Annotated in this window: 12 protein-coding genes; 3 read left to right on the top strand and 9 right to left on the bottom strand. The window is 52.7% G+C overall.

All coding sequences use genetic code 11. The features are described from left to right. Nucleotides 1-13 precede the first annotated feature (13 nt). Entirely contained in the window at nucleotides 14-1150 is a 1137-nt protein-coding gene (locus LG301_RS06440) for a L,D-transpeptidase family protein (RefSeq protein ID WP_404474435.1), read from the top strand. 101 nt (nucleotides 1151-1251) lie between these two features. Here the strand turns inward: LG301_RS06440 and LG301_RS06435 are convergent, their stop codons facing one another. From LG301_RS06435 to LG301_RS06410, 6 genes are all read right to left on the bottom strand, one after another. Further along, entirely contained in the window at nucleotides 1252-1515 is a 264-nt protein-coding gene (locus LG301_RS06435; RefSeq protein WP_018917296.1) for an Lpp/OprI family alanine-zipper lipoprotein, read from the bottom strand. Between the two features lie 224 nt (nucleotides 1516-1739). Next, the gene (locus LG301_RS06430) at nucleotides 1740-2369 is read right to left on the bottom strand and encodes a murein L,D-transpeptidase family protein (protein ID WP_404474434.1); all 630 of its coding nucleotides are present in this window, start codon (nucleotides 2367-2369) and stop codon (nucleotides 1740-1742) included. A 153-nt stretch (nucleotides 2370-2522) separates the two neighbouring features. After that, nucleotides 2523-2987, bottom strand: a complete 465-nt coding sequence (locus tag LG301_RS06425) for a 2-hydroxyacyl-CoA dehydratase (RefSeq protein ID WP_404474432.1) — start codon at nucleotides 2985-2987, stop codon at nucleotides 2523-2525. Nucleotides 2988-3095: 108 nt separating this feature from the next. Next, complete coding sequence (locus LG301_RS06420) at nucleotides 3096-3557, bottom strand: DUF6586 family protein (protein ID WP_404474430.1); 462 nt, start codon at nucleotides 3555-3557, stop codon at nucleotides 3096-3098. Next, nucleotides 3554-6181 (bottom strand): type I DNA topoisomerase, encoded by a 2628-nt coding sequence (gene topA / locus LG301_RS06415; protein WP_404474428.1) that lies wholly within the window; start codon nucleotides 6179-6181, stop codon nucleotides 3554-3556. The genes LG301_RS06420 and topA overlap by 4 nt, the downstream gene beginning before the upstream one ends. Nucleotides 6182-6489: 308 nt before the next feature. Then, the gene (locus tag LG301_RS06410) at nucleotides 6490-9036 is read right to left on the bottom strand and encodes a DUF3141 domain-containing protein (protein ID WP_404474426.1); all 2547 of its coding nucleotides are present in this window, start codon (nucleotides 9034-9036) and stop codon (nucleotides 6490-6492) included. 363 nt (nucleotides 9037-9399) lie between these two features. Here LG301_RS06410 and LG301_RS06405 point away from each other — a divergent pair, with 363 nt between their 5' ends. Together LG301_RS06405 and lipA are read left to right on the top strand one after the other, a co-directional pair. After that, on the top strand, nucleotides 9400-10386 hold the full coding sequence (locus LG301_RS06405) for a LysR family transcriptional regulator (RefSeq protein ID WP_404474424.1): 987 nt from the start codon (nucleotides 9400-9402) through the stop codon (nucleotides 10384-10386). A 151-nt stretch (nucleotides 10387-10537) separates the two neighbouring features. Continuing rightward, entirely contained in the window at nucleotides 10538-11590 is a 1053-nt protein-coding gene (gene lipA / locus LG301_RS06400) for a lipoyl synthase (RefSeq protein WP_404474422.1), read from the top strand. An 89-nt stretch (nucleotides 11591-11679) separates the two neighbouring features. Here the strand turns inward: lipA and lipB are convergent, their stop codons facing one another. The 3 genes from lipB to LG301_RS06385 form a co-directional block, all read right to left on the bottom strand. Beyond that, nucleotides 11680-12327: a lipoyl(octanoyl) transferase LipB gene (lipB, locus tag LG301_RS06395; protein WP_404474420.1), complete on the bottom strand. Its 648-nt coding sequence runs from the start codon at nucleotides 12325-12327 to the stop codon at nucleotides 11680-11682. A gap of 2 nt (nucleotides 12328-12329) precedes the next feature. Then, nucleotides 12330-12641: a YbeD family protein gene (locus tag LG301_RS06390; protein WP_404474418.1), complete on the bottom strand. Its 312-nt coding sequence runs from the start codon at nucleotides 12639-12641 to the stop codon at nucleotides 12330-12332. A 100-nt stretch (nucleotides 12642-12741) separates the two neighbouring features. Continuing rightward, complete coding sequence (locus LG301_RS06385; protein ID WP_404474417.1) at nucleotides 12742-13941, bottom strand: D-alanyl-D-alanine carboxypeptidase family protein; 1200 nt, start codon at nucleotides 13939-13941, stop codon at nucleotides 12742-12744. Nucleotides 13942-13967 lie beyond the last annotated feature (26 nt).

Here is a 13967-nt window from a genome sequence, read left to right as displayed (position 1 = left end):
ATTAGGATTGACCATGAACACTCGCCATCTTTTCAACTTATGGGGCCCTACTAGCCTGGCGGTACTGCTAGCGGCCAGCCTTTCTGGGCCAACCTACGCCCAGTCCTTAGGCGAGCAGCAGAACGCTGACGGTTCCGCGGAGGTTAGTGACATCGCTGTGGTTGCCGCCGAGCAAGTAGAAGATCACCGCGAACTGCCCCGCGGCCATTTTCGTTTACCCGAAAATGGCGATATCGTTGGCGAGTACTACACCATCACCGTTGAGGATCAGGAAGAGACCCTCATCGATATCGCCCGTCGACATAATATCGGCTTCGAAGAGATCCGCATGGCTAACCCAGACGTCAGTTTATGGGTTCCCGGCAAAGGCACAGACGTTGTTATCCCCACTCGCTATATATTGCCACCAGCTCCTCGTGAAGGCGTCGTCATCAACCTTTCTGAACTGCGGCTGTATTACTACCCTGCCGATAATCCCGGCATCGTAGAAACGTATCCCGTAAGCGTTGGCCGCGACGGCTTTGCCACACCAGTAGGCATTACACGCACCACAATTAAGGTGAAAGACCCCGCCTGGGCTCCCCCCGCCTCAATGCGCCGCGAAGCGGCTGCGCGCGGCGAACCAGCCCCCGCCATCGTCCCCCCTGGCCCAGACAACCCCCTTGGCCGTCACGCCATTTTATTAGATATGCCTAGCTATCTCATTCATGGCACTAACCGCCCAGATGGTGTGGGTATGCGCGCTAGCCGCGGCTGCATTCGCATGTATCCGGAAGACATTGAATCACTCTATGAGCGCCTCCCCAGCGGAACTAAAGTAAACTTGATGGACGCCCCTTTTAAGGCCGGCTGGGCGGACGACGGCACGTTATTCGTGCAAACCTTCCCGCAGCTTGAAGAGAATATTGATGACTCTGAGCCGCTGCAGGACGCTTTAGCGCGACTCAACGACTTGGTTCAAGATCAGGTTGATGTTAGCGAAGAGCAAGTGAAACATGCGATCGAAAACCCGGATGGCCGTTTTATAGCGCTTTACGGCCCGCAAGCGCCTGAAGAGGAACCCGAGCAAACACCCCTTAAGCTAGAGGGCTTGCTTGAAGAAGTGGAAGTAGAGGTGAGCACGGCTGTACGCATTGACGGCGAAGCCTAACGTTGTAGCATTATGAACATAAAAAAACCCCGCCGAAGCGGGGTTTTTTCACATCTACAGCAACTACTGAGCCGAATAGATGCTCAGTAGCCCAAGCAGAATTACTTCTGCATGGAGCGCTGGAACATGCGGTTCATTTCTTCACGGTTCTGCTCAGACATCTGCAGAGCAGCTTGCGCGTCACGCTGAGCTTGGTTAGCAGTGTTCAGCGCTTGTGAAGCCATGCTGCGTGCTTCTGCAGCGTCAGCCTGTGCAGATTCTGCAGTCATGCGAACTTCTTCCAGAGCGCTGGTAGAAGCACAACCAGCCAGGATTGCCAGAGAAGCGGCAGCGGCAGTCATCTTCAGAGTAGTCTTCAGAGTCATAGTGTTCTCCTTGAGTCTTCCTTGGGTACTACGTTAAGGGTATGACAAAAAGTAAGGCTAAAATATTAGCTTAAATTTGTCTACCTGCGGTGCAGGTTCTTTACAGCGACCAGTGCTGAGAATAATCTTCTAAGCACACAAGTCAAACGCTGTTTTATAATAGACCACAGCGGTTGTCTATAGCCACTTGCTTAAAACCTCGAACTTCCTTCAACGACATAAGCCTAGCGGATCACCACGCGAGTGCCAACACTTACTAATCCAGCTACTCGCTCGATTTCTTCATTAGTGACTGCCACACACCCTTGTGTCCAGTGGTAGCGGCCATGAATATCTGGGTCTCCCCCACCAATACCATGAATACCAATTGCGCCACCTAAAGCAGTGGTTTGCGGCGGATAGCCATGGCGCCGGTAGTAATCGAAGTAGGCCTCATAATCTTCTTGAGAATAAATACCTTTCTCAAGCGCCATTCGAGCATGCGGTGGCGTAGGATAATCGATCCCTATGAAAATATGCCACTGACTTTGATAATTAAATCGATTGACACGAAACTCACCGAGCGGTGTAACGTTATCGCCACGAACGCGCTGTGTTTTTGCACCCGCACGGCCCAATGAAATTGGCGCAATACGCTCAACCAAGGTATTTCCACGAAAAACGCTCAACGAGGCCTCTTTATCGTCAATAAGCAGCCAAAGCTCATTGCTATGACGTGGGATGTGGGCTCGTGAAAGCAGCGTTTCGATGAGATCCGTTGGCTGATAATCACTTACAGAACTGATGGTCGTTGCGTTGGCAATTACCGGCCAGCTCAGTGCTAGCGCCAAAAATCTGCGGCGGTTTAAAGGCATCGTTATGGCTCTCACTTTAGGCCAGCATTACAGGCCAAATAAGGCATTTATGAGGGCTTTTATACCTTATAAACGCTGCCACTGTCAGCGATTTCACTGCACAAAACCATTTTTTCCTCACGGTGAGTCTCGTCAACTCATTTTTAACGCTGGTTAAATATCTTCAAACTCCTGCATGCTAGTCACTAACTTGCGTGCCTCAGCATTATGCCCTGCTGCTAATGCCTTAAAGAACTCTTCTTCAGGCTCTATTTTAGAGCGTGAGGCACGGTGCTCATAAAGGTCCTGCAAATTACGATGAGACTCTGCTGCAGTTAGCATTATTTCATCCACTGAACCTGCTATCGAGCGATCAGCCAGTGCTTCTAATAAAGGAGGCTGCGGAAAGTCACCGGATTCATCAAACCATAGCTCAAGCACTTCACGCTGATCATTGCCATCGTGGAAAAGCGCTTCCAACCCGGTTTTCATTTTTAACTCGCTAGAGGCGAGGTAGGATAGCGCCATCGCGAGACGTTGATTCTCCGTCTGCTCAGCAGCCTCAGTATACTGGCGCGCCATGCGCGCATGATAGCCAGCCGCCCACTCTATTAAATCTTTGACTTGGTTGTAGCGCATCCGTGTCTCCTCTGTCGTTATCTAAACAGCCTTGGGGCAAATCGGCACATTTCAACAGCTAGTGAATAGCGCCGATTCATTCAACCCCATGCCAGCGACAAGCGCAGCCTACCACTCCTCGCTCGTCTCACGCAGCGAAGCAATCTCTTGCTTGGCGGCTTCTAGGTTTTCCAACAGTTGCTCCGCCAGCGAACGCTGGCTGCCAACGGCAATCATGGCAGGGTTGTGTACGGTACGGCGTGCAGCCCCTTCGTCGCTGTGCAGCTTATCAAGCTGCCCAACCAGCCAGTGAAGCCAGTGTTCAGGCTGGTGCATGGCATCGCGCAGGCGCTGAAGCTCGGCTACATCGGGACCATCGCTGGCAAGCAGCGCGCGCCACTCGTGGTTCGTTAGCCGTGCGTGCTCGGTCACCTCTTTGAGCAGTGACCCCAGTGCCAGCTCGAACAGCGCCAGCGCGCTCTCTTCGATGGCCATTTGGCGGGCTGGGCTGTGCTCGTCATCGCCTACTGGCAAGCCCACCAGCAGTTCGGCTTGATACAGCAGTTGATTGGTGCGGGAACGGGGGCTCACTTGCGCTTATCCTCCACATGCCATTTGCCGCCTTCAAAGGTCGCTTTCCAACCAGTCGCTTTACCCTCTTCGTCGGTCATTACAAACTGCTCTTTATTTTTACGCGAGAAACGGATTTGTGCTGGGCGTCCGTCTGGATCTTCACTCGGCGCTTTCAAAATAAAGTGATACTTCTCTGGCAGTTCGTCGGCGTGGGCCTTCAACTCTTTGACCAGGGGGGGCCGCGTCTCGCGGTTTTTGGGGAACTTGCTGGCTGCCAAGAATAAGCCGCTGGCACCGTCGCGCAGTACATAATGATCATCCACCTTTTGGCACGCCAGTTCCGGCATAGGAATAGGGTCCATCTTGGGCGGCGCCACCTCACCACTTTTCAACAGCTTACGGGTATTTTTACACTCACTATTCGTACAGCCAAAATATTTACCAAAACGGCCAGACTTAAGCTGCATTTCAGAGCCGCACTTATCACATTCAATGATGGGCCCATCGTAACCTTTGATTTTGAACTTACCCGCTTCGATGTCATACCCATCGCAATCGGGGCTATTACCACAGATATGCAGCTTACGCGTTTCATCAATTAGGTAGCTGTCCATCGCCGTACCGCACTTCTCGCAGCGATGTTTGGCACGCAAAGCATTCGTTTCTGCTTCCTCACCGGCATCTTCCGCCACGGCTTCTTCACCTGGAATCAGGTCAATCGTCGTTTTACAGCGCTCTTTAGGTGGCAAGTTATAGCCACTGCAACCAAGGAACACCCCGGTTGACGCCGTACGAATCTGCATTTTACGACCACAGCTTGGGCAGTCGATGTCGGTCGGCACCGGCTGATTGGGACGCATACCGTCTTCACTTTCAGCCTTGCTTAACTCTCCGCGGAACTCTTCGTAAAAAGCATCCAACAACGCTTGCCAGTTACGCTCGCCTTCAGCCACTTCATCTAGGCTATCTTCCATGCGCGCCGTAAAAGAGTAGTCCATAAGGTCAGGGAAGGACTCTTTCAAACGCTCGGTAACGATATCGCCCAGTTTTTCAGCATAAAAACGGCGGCTTTCTAGTTTTACATAACCACGATCCTGAATCGTCGAAATAATAGACGCATAAGTAGATGGTCGGCCAATCCCCTGTTTCTCCAACTCTTTTACCAAACTTGCTTCCGTATAGCGCGGGGCAGGCTTAGTAAAATGCTGCTGGGGATTAAGCGATTCAAGACCCATCGGCGTACCTTTGGGCAAATCTGGCAGGCTTTGATCTTCATTTTTACCGCTGGGCCTCATGACCCGGGTATAGCCGTCAAACTTAAGGACTCGCCCTTTAGCGCGCAGGTCGTAGCCGTCGACTTCTACACTCAACGTGCTGGAAAGGTATTCAGCAGGTGTCATTTGGCACGCCACGAATTGCCGCCAAATAAGCTCGTAGAGGCGTTCTGCGTCTCGCTCCATACCGGAGAGATCCGTTGCTTTGCGTTCTACGCTAGAGGGACGGATCGCCTCATGGGCTTCCTGGGCACTCTCTTTACTGCTGTAACGGTTAGGCGCCTCAGGCAAATAACGCGCTCCATACTCTTCACCAATAAACGAACGAACACTCTCCACTGCATCTTTCGACAGATTCGTAGAGTCAGTACGCATATAGGTTATGTAGCCTGCCTCATAGAGACGCTGGGCCATGGTCATGGTCTTTTTAACCGAAAACCCTAACCTGCCGCTGGCTGCTTGCTGAAGCGTTGAGGTAATGAACGGTGCCGTGGGCTTCGAGCTGGTAGGCTTATCTTCCCGAGAGGTAATGGACAGCTTGGCTTTGCGCAGCTGGGCAATGCGATCCATTGTCTCTTTTTCAGCGGTGGGCCGGAACGGTTTGCCATCCTGGCGGGCCAGCGCAAAACGAACCAGCTCACCTTCAGGTGACACGAGATCCGCGTGGACATCCCAAAACTCTTCGGGAATGAATGCACGAATCTCTCGCTCGCGCTCGACAATGAGACGCACCGCCACCGACTGCACACGACCGGCCGAAAGGCCACGGGCAATTTTGGCCCACAGCAGTGGCGAGAGCATAAAACCTACCACGCGGTCGAGAAAGCGGCGCGCCTGCTGGGCTTCGACACGTGGAATATTGAGCGTCCCAGGTGCTTTAAAGGCATCTTGGATAGCGTTCTTGGTAATTTCGTTAAACACCACGCGCTTGTAGCGGCTGTCATCACCGCCAATCGTCTCACGAAGGTGCCACGCAATCGCCTCCCCTTCGCGGTCCAAATCCGTTGCGAGATACACGGCATCGGCTTTCTCTGCGAGCTTTTTAAGCTCAGCGACCACCTTTTCTTTGCCAGGAAGCACTTCATAGTGAGCTTCCCAACCGTTATCAGGGTCAATGCCCATGCGCCGGATCAACTGGTCGTGGGCCTTGCGCTTCTTATACTCAGCCTTCTCTTCCACGGACATCTTACGCGTTGCCGCGGCCTGGCGAGCGCGCTCCTTCGGGTCGGAGGCTGCCTTACCTGAGCCGCTGGTCGGTAGATCACGTATGTGACCCACGCTCGACTTGACGATGAAATCGTTGCCGAGGTACTTATTTATCGTCTTCGCTTTCGCTGGCGATTCGACGATGACCAGTGACTTGCCCATAGTGCTCCACTTTCCTATTGCTTAGGCTATCCGCCTATGCTCTGAATACGGCGCCGCATCAATTAACATTAGCGACTGCGTGAAAAATGCGCCTACCCTACCCCAGCACTTCGCTAAGCGCTAGTGGCAACCAAGGCGTAGGACACCACACTGAACGTGACGAGGGCGATGCTGATGCCCATAATTTTTTTACCACAAAGTAGCTAGACACTAGACTGCCACTACGTAGACGGCAACCCAAATAGATACAAACAAACAAAACGCCCCTGCTTTTGAGCAGGGGCGTAAGGCGTTATCAGACCCGTTTCTTAACGCTTGCGGGGTGTTTTACGTCGCGAAACAGAGGCGAGTTTTGGCTTTTCTCCCTCGTTAGCCTTTCCCGGCGCTGCCTCCTGCTTATCGTCAGCTGAAGAAGGCACATCATCTGCTGCCGGCGTTAGCTCATCGCTAGTTTTAACAGCGGACTCAGAGGCATCTTCAACATTATGATCAGCCACCTTCAGCTCTTCTTTTTGGGCGGGCTTCTCAGGCACCTCGGCTGCTGATGCTTTTTTAACAGGCGTTGGGGTAGCCGACTGTTTAGCCACAGCAGGTTTGGGTTTTGCTGGACGCGCTTTGTCAAACAGAGCTTTTACCTGATCGAAGCGCTCAGCGGCATGCTCTGACAACTCGCCACTAGCTGCAAACACGTGCTCTAAGTGTTTAACTTGACTATCGATTTCCTCATTACTTTGCCCTTTGAGAAGATCCGGCAATGTATTGAGCGCCTGCGCACGATCCATTTTTAGGATAAAGAACTGCTCACGCACCAAGCGTTTAAAATCAAAAAGAGACGTGGTCGGCTCAAGCTCGGCGCGAGAAGCGCGTAGCCGCTTAAAGTTACGCTCATCCGTAGCTGGCGCGCCGCCTAGCACATAAATAATCGAGCGCATGGCAGCTTCATGAGCACCGCCGTGGGAGAACTTTTCACGCAGCTCATTTTTGCGGCTCTCAAGAAAACGCCTGTGTTCAGGCTCTGCGCCGGGACGACGACGATGCACATGCGCATCCCCATACAAGCCAACCGCCGCCTGCAGCAGCGGCTGACCATAAATGTCCATAAATAGGCGTTCAGTCGAGCTGTCGCGCAGATCGCGCCAAGCATTTAGCCCCGCCGTAATTTGGTCAGAAGTCATCGTCTCCAGGGCTTTGAAGAGGTTATCCTGACCTATCTCCTGGCGATTGCGGCGAACGGTTTCTGCCATTACCGGTAATGGCACCGTTAATGGATTGCGATCAGAAAGCAGCTTGTAACCCAGACGAATCGGGTGCATGCGGCGAGTCCAGCGCGCCGCTTCCGGCGTCATTACCGCACGTAACCAAGGCTGCATAAAGAGACGGTAAAAACCTAGATTTATCTCTGAAATGCGGGCAACCGTTGCGAAACGCCGATCGTCCTCGGGCTTATGCATCACGTCACGATCTAACTCTTCAAAGTTACGCGGAGTAAACTCTAGCAGGTAATCCCGCTCGATCAGCTCAGCATCGTCGCGCTCACTGGCATGGGATACCGTCGTTTCGTAAAGCCCTGGGGGCATTACATCGATGTAGTCCATGTTCGCTGTAAACTCTGAGTGCTCTTTACGAGAGACACTGCCAGAAACGAAGATTCCAAGATGCCCAGTGGTATCATGCAGGCAGTACACAATGGTCTGCTCGTTAGCGATGATATCTTCTTCGCCTTCGTACAGATCACGAATCCAGCCAAGCGCTTGAGGAGGCGGCGTAATGTCATCGCCGCGTGAACAAAACACGACAACCGGGGAGCGAACGTTGCGCAAGTCAATACGACGCCCATCCCGAGTGACGAGCTGCGCCGTAGAAAGACGGTTTCCAACGAAGAGGTTATCCACGATGTACTGAATTTCTTCGCCACCTAAAACTACGTGACCGCCCCACCAGCGTTCAAACTCTAGATACCGCTCTTTTTCGGTATCGATATTGGAATAGAGGTGGAACTGTTTTTTCCAATACGTATTTGCCGGGTTGAGGCGCTCAAAATTTTGCACCAACCACGCGCCATCAAAGAGGCCGTTACCTAAATCACTAGTTAACGCCGTAATCCAGCTTCCTCCGGTCATGCCGCCGGTATAACGCATAGGCGCCTTACCGTGCTCGCCTGCCCAGTATGAGAGCGGCGCGCCAGCTATTAAAATAGGGCCAAATACGTCTGGCTCTAACGCAGCGGCCATCATTATTTGCCAACCTGCCTGACAATTGCCTACCACCATCGGCTTTTCAACCGTATCAGGGTGTAACGCAATAACGTGACGCAGGAAGGCAATCTCTGCTTCAACCACGTCTTCAACGGTTTGCCCAGGCTCGGGGAAAGGTAAAAACCCAATAAAATAGCAAGGGTGGCCTGCTTTTAAGGCGACTCCAAGCTCACTATCCGGCTTGAAGCCGCCGATGCCAGGGCCGTGCCCAGCGCGCGGGTCTACGACTACGAAGGGCCGCTTCTGGGGGTCAATTTGTGTATTGGCAGGGGGAAGAACACGCAAAAGTTCGTAGTTCGTTGGATGGGGCAGCGTGCGCCCATCGAGCAATACCTCAGTATCGAAACCAAGCACATTGGGCTTGGTTTGCTCCATATGTTCTAGGTATTGATTGCCGCGCTCACGCATCGTATCCCAATAGAGAATGTTGCGCTCAACACTATCGCGCCAGTAAGACATGGCGGCACGCCCAAATCCAAAAGGATCAATGACGCTAGCAAGGGCTTCCCCGCCGGGTAGCGCTGTTAAATCATTCGTTGCTCCTGACCAAGCGTTACTGAGCCCTTGGCCAGGTAATAAAGGATTAGCGAGAAAGTTCATAGATCCTCCCATTGGATTGATGCGGGGCATCAATCCCGAAGCAATGATGCTGCAATGCAATATAGTTTAGGCTACTCTGCGCTTGACGTCGATGACTCCCTTAATCTATTCACACAACAGTCTATTCACACAGCAAAGCGCTAAAGACGGCTGACGGCTTCAGTGGTAGCATCACCTTACTAGCACAGTAGTTAAAAGCTGCCTTTTATTAAAAAATGCTTTCATAAGCGCTTTCTACTGCGCTCTTAATAGCTGCCACGTATAGCTAAGCACACGGCAGCGGCTGCAAAATAATAGAGTTACTGGGCAACTTATTGTCACAGCGGTCATGATCGCTGGAGGGTGTTACCGAGAGGTTGTTTTATGTCGTCCCCTACGCTGCTAAACCGCCTGACCTTTCGTCAACTCCAAGTATTTCAGGAAGTGCATCGCCAGCGCTCCTACTCCCGTGCGGCTGAGCAGCTCGGCCTTACCCAACCCGCCGTTAGCGCCCAGATTCGCCAGCTTGAGCAGGCAGTCGGTCAACCGCTGTTTAAATACGCGGGCAAAACCCTACATGTATTGCCCGCAGCAGACACGTTGGCACTTTCCACGCGGGAAATTATTGGACAGCTGTCACGGCTGCAGATGAACCTTTCAGACATCAACGGCAAAATTAGCGGCGAACTTAACATTACGGCGGTTTCGTCCGCCCAATATGTTGTCCCGTTTTTACTTGCTCGCTTTCGAGCGCGCTACCCTGATGTTCGGATACGCTTAAAAGTGTGTAACCGTAGCCAAGCGCTTGAGAGGCTTGCGCAGCAGAAAGATGACGTAGTGATTATGGCGATGGTGCCTGACAACGACGACTTAGTGGTGATGCCTCTTTTAGATAATGAGCTAATCGCTGTGGTGTGGCCCGATCACCCGCTACTTCACTCCTCGGCACCCTCTCTCGCGGACTTTGCCCGCCACTACGTTTTAATGCGCGAGCCGGGGTCAGGGGTACGCAATGCGTTTGAACAGCTGGCAGCTGACCAAGAAGTAGGGCTACCCCATCGGATAGAGCTAGGCAGCAATGAAGCGATTAAACAAGGCATCATGGCTCACTTGGGCATCGCCGTACTCCCTCGCTTAGCCGTTCAGCTTGAGTTGGAGCAGGGCCTACTCGCATCGCTAGCGCTGCCCAGCTTTCCTATCCGCCGATCTTGGTGTGCCGTTCACCGTCGCGACCACTTCCCAACGCCCGTTGCCGAACTCTTTTTACGCTTCACTCGAGAACATCTCGATGAGTATCGGCGCTACTTTCAAACACCTTCAAGCCCGCTGCCTAGCCACGGTGTTTCGTGCCTGCCTATGCTGCCTGTATAGACAGCGTCTAGCGCGTGCCAAGAGTGTCTTGTTCTCTATGAGATATGTTACATTACCCTACTACCTACGTATGATTTAGCGTATCCAGGGCTGGGTCAGTGCTAACGCAAGCGTGATACTGCCCTGCCGCACAGTAGAGAGGCTCTTTTCTATGAGCAATAACCCCTCACAGCGCGTGCCCAGCGGTGAAAAATTCCGCAACGAACACGGCATGTCGGTAATCAAGGATGGCATGAAGCAGCGCAAAGCGCAGGTGGATGCCCCGTCTCTTGAGCGCAAACCCAAGTGGTTACGCGCTCAGATTCCTGGTGGCGAGCGCTTTGAAGCCGTTAAGAAAAATGTCGCTACGCACCGCCTCAGCACCGTATGTGCCGAGTCGCATTGCCCCAACATGGGTGAGTGCTGGAGCAACGGCACCGCTACCATTATGTTGATGGGTTCAGTATGCACCCGCGCGTGCCGCTTTTGTGCGGTTGACACGGGCAACCCGAAAGGCTGGCTGGACACAGAAGAACCTGAAAACACCGCCAAGTCCGTTGAGTTGATGGGGCTGCGCTATATTGTACTTACCTCCGTTGACCGCGATGACTTGGACGACGGCGGTGCGACGCATTATGCCAACTGCATTCGGGCTATTAAGGCGCGCACGCCCGAGGTAGTAGTAGAAGCGTTAACTCCCGACTTTGATGGGCAAAAAGATGCCATTGAACGGGTAGTCGATTCTGGACTTGAGGTGTTTGCGCAGAATGTCGAAACAGTTGAGCGTCTAACCCAAAAAGTACGTGACCCACGCGCGGGCTATCGCAAAACGTTAGATGTTCTGGCCCATGCCAAGCAGCATCGACCGGATATTATTACCAAAACCAGCTTGATGCTTGGCTTAGGTGAGACTGACGACGAGATATTACAAACCTTCGATGATTTGCGTGAGATTGGCGTCGATATCGTAACGCTTGGTCAATACCTGCGCCCGACCAAAAATCACTTGGCCGTAGAGCGCTGGGTAACCCCAGAAGAGTTTGATCGCTACCGTGAACTTGGCCTAGAAAAGGGCTTCATGGAAGTGCCGTCAGGGCCTTTGGTACGCTCTAGCTATCGTGCTGACCGCGTATTTGAGAAAAACAACCTTGGCCTTGCCTCACCGGCCGCCGTGCCTGGTCAAGAAACTGACACCAGTCGCATTCCCGCCTTGAACGTCGGCTGATCAAGCCAATGCCGCTGTAAATAAGAGACTACTTCCTTTATTTACAGCGGCACCTCTTCTGCTGATACCGTCATGTTACGGGTCAACCATTATGCGATATTGACAAGGTCTCGCTTTAGCTCTGCCGCCAACGCGAACGCTAATTGCTCTCCCACCTTTTGATTGTCAGGCGTGATCGCTACCAAATCTGCTAGACGGGTTACCGGCATACCGGCATAACCACAGGGATTGATACGCGCAAAAGGGGATAAATCTGCATCTACGTTGAGTGCGACGCCGTGATAGCTAGCCCCGCGCCTAATGCGCAATCCCAGCGAAGCAATCTTTGCCTCCCCTGCCGCCGTATCAACATATACACCGGGAGCGTCTGGCCGAGCGCGCGCACTCACGCCATACTCGCTCAGTACGGCAATCACTGATTTTTCAAGAGCGGTAACCAAATCACGGACACCAATCTTGCCCCGTCGAATATCTAACAGTGGGTAGAGCACTACCTGACCTGGGCCGTGGTAAGTAACTTGGCCACCACGGTCCGTCTGCACCACCGGTATATCACCCGTCATTAGCAAGTGCTCCGGCTTCCCTGCCTGCCCCTGGGTAAAAACAGGGTCGTGCTCAACGAGCCAAAACTGATCGGCCGTTGCTTCACTGCGCGTGTCGGTGAGTGACCGCATTGATTCCCATACGGGCAAGTAAGCACTGCGACCAAGGCGGTGCAGTTGGATGGGCGCTTTCATTGCTACACCACCATATGCACACGGCCAGTGGCTTTTAGGTCGTCAAATAACTGACTAAGCTGCTGCTCGCCGGTTGCTTTGATCACAATGCGCACCGACTGAAAACGCCCATTGCGACTATCCACTACCTGGATGATGCTCTCATCAAAGCCGGGAGCATGCCTATGCACCACTTGACACACACACGCGGCAAAGTCTTCAGCCGCATCGCCGACTACTTTTAACGAGTAATCACAAGGAAAGGTAATTTTCGGGGGCGCGCTGGCGGCTGGCTGCCGCAAATCACGAAGCCCTTTTTTCGCGTCCTGTTTCATAATCTACCTTCAATTACCAAATAACAGAGCGGGCTGAGTTCATGCGACCGTTCCCCAGCCCTCTAACGTTTGTGCCGTTGATCAGCGAACACCAAATGGACTAGCTGGTGAAATTACTCACTAACCCGCTGAAAAAGCGTCTAACCTGATCAAACAATCGCTTAAACAGCCCACCCTCTTCAACATTCTCAAGGGCTATGAGTTGACGCTCACCCACCATTTCCTCGCCAAGATACACTTCTAAGGTACCCACCTCATCGCCTACTGCCACAGGCGCTTGAAGATCCTGCTTAAGGTTAAGACGCGCGCGCAGCTCTTCATTGCGGTTACGCGGCAGTGTCATGAAAACTTCTTCGTTAACCCCTACGCGCAGTTCGTTAACGTCGCCACCCCATACCCGCGGCGTTGCAAGCACCGCGCCACGCTCATAAAGCTTCATGGTTTCATAAAAGCGAAACCCGTAGCTGAGCAGTTTCTGCGTCTCTTGAGCACGCGCTTCTTCTGAATTAGTGCCCATTACAACGGATACCAGGCGCATATCATCACGCTTAGCTGAGGCTACCAAGCCGTAACCCGCTTCCGTTGTCCAACCGGTTTTCAAGCCATCAACGGTGGGGTCGCGCCATAGCAATCGGTTACGGTTTGGCTGGTCGATGCCACTGAATGAGAAGGTGCGCTGGGAATAGATCTCATAGTGCTCGGGATAGTCGTTAATAATGTATTGTGAAAGCAGCGCCATATCGCGGGCACTTGAGTAGTGATTATCACCCGGCAGCCCGGTGGCATTTTGAAAGTTTGTATTATGCATACCTAACCGCGTGGCATGCTGGTTCATCAAATCTGCAAAGGGCGCTTCGCCGCCGGCCAAGTGTTCGGCCATGGCCACACTGGCATCGTTACCTGAGACGATAATGATGCCATGCAGTAGATCATCGACTGATACGCGATCACCTACTTCAATAAACATTTTAGAGCCACCGGTGCGCCATGCTCTCTCGCTAATGTTCACCATGTCGGTAAGGCTAATAGTGCCTCGATCCAGTTCACGCTCGACAAGGTAAGCCGTCATTAGTTTAGTAAGGCTCGCCGGCGGCAAACGCTCGTCTGAGTTATGCTCGGCAAGTACCCGGCCGCTGTGGGCATCCATCAATATCCAGGAACTCGCCGCAAGCTGAGGCGCAGAAGGAATAATCGTCTGCGGCTGAGGAACTGATTGGGCCAACGCAGGTAGCGCGACAACTGTCATTGCCGCAAATAAGCAGAGCTGTGCTGAACGACGAAACGACATTACTATATTCATGACTAACTTCTCACTACATGGAAAGT

It is taken from the genome of Vreelandella venusta (assembly GCF_044809155.1).
In the GTDB taxonomy this organism is placed as follows: domain Bacteria; phylum Pseudomonadota; class Gammaproteobacteria; order Pseudomonadales; family Halomonadaceae; genus Vreelandella; species Vreelandella venusta_B.
Note: the sequence above shows the minus strand (reverse complement) of the source record. Positions and strands in the feature narration are given on the sequence as shown.

What these genes read in the sequence shown, in the direction of transcription:
- LG301_RS06425 (WP_404474432.1), bottom strand. Translation starts at nt 2,987, where the DNA reads ATGCGCTACAACCAAGTCAAAGATTTAATAGAGTGGGCGGCTGGCTAT.
- LG301_RS06390 (WP_404474418.1), bottom strand. Translation starts at nt 12,641, where the DNA reads ATGAAACAGGACGCGAAAAAAGGGCTTCGTGATTTGCGGCAGCCAGCC.
- LG301_RS06405 (WP_404474424.1), top strand. Translation starts at nt 9,400, where the DNA reads ATGTCGTCCCCTACGCTGCTAAACCGCCTGACCTTTCGTCAACTCCAA.
- LG301_RS06385 (WP_404474417.1), bottom strand. Translation starts at nt 13,941, where the DNA reads ATGAATATAGTAATGTCGTTTCGTCGTTCAGCACAGCTCTGCTTATTT.
- LG301_RS06430 (WP_404474434.1), bottom strand. Translation starts at nt 2,369, where the DNA reads ATGCCTTTAAACCGCCGCAGATTTTTGGCGCTAGCACTGAGCTGGCCG.
- LG301_RS06440 (WP_404474435.1), top strand. Translation starts at nt 14, where the DNA reads ATGAACACTCGCCATCTTTTCAACTTATGGGGCCCTACTAGCCTGGCG.
- lipB (WP_404474420.1), bottom strand. Translation starts at nt 12,327, where the DNA reads ATGAAAGCGCCCATCCAACTGCACCGCCTTGGTCGCAGTGCTTACTTG.
- lipA (WP_404474422.1), top strand. Translation starts at nt 10,538, where the DNA reads ATGAGCAATAACCCCTCACAGCGCGTGCCCAGCGGTGAAAAATTCCGC.
- LG301_RS06410 (WP_404474426.1), bottom strand. Translation starts at nt 9,036, where the DNA reads ATGAACTTTCTCGCTAATCCTTTATTACCTGGCCAAGGGCTCAGTAAC.
- LG301_RS06435 (WP_018917296.1), bottom strand. Translation starts at nt 1,515, where the DNA reads ATGACTCTGAAGACTACTCTGAAGATGACTGCCGCTGCCGCTTCTCTG.
- topA (WP_404474428.1), bottom strand. Translation starts at nt 6,181, where the DNA reads ATGGGCAAGTCACTGGTCATCGTCGAATCGCCAGCGAAAGCGAAGACG.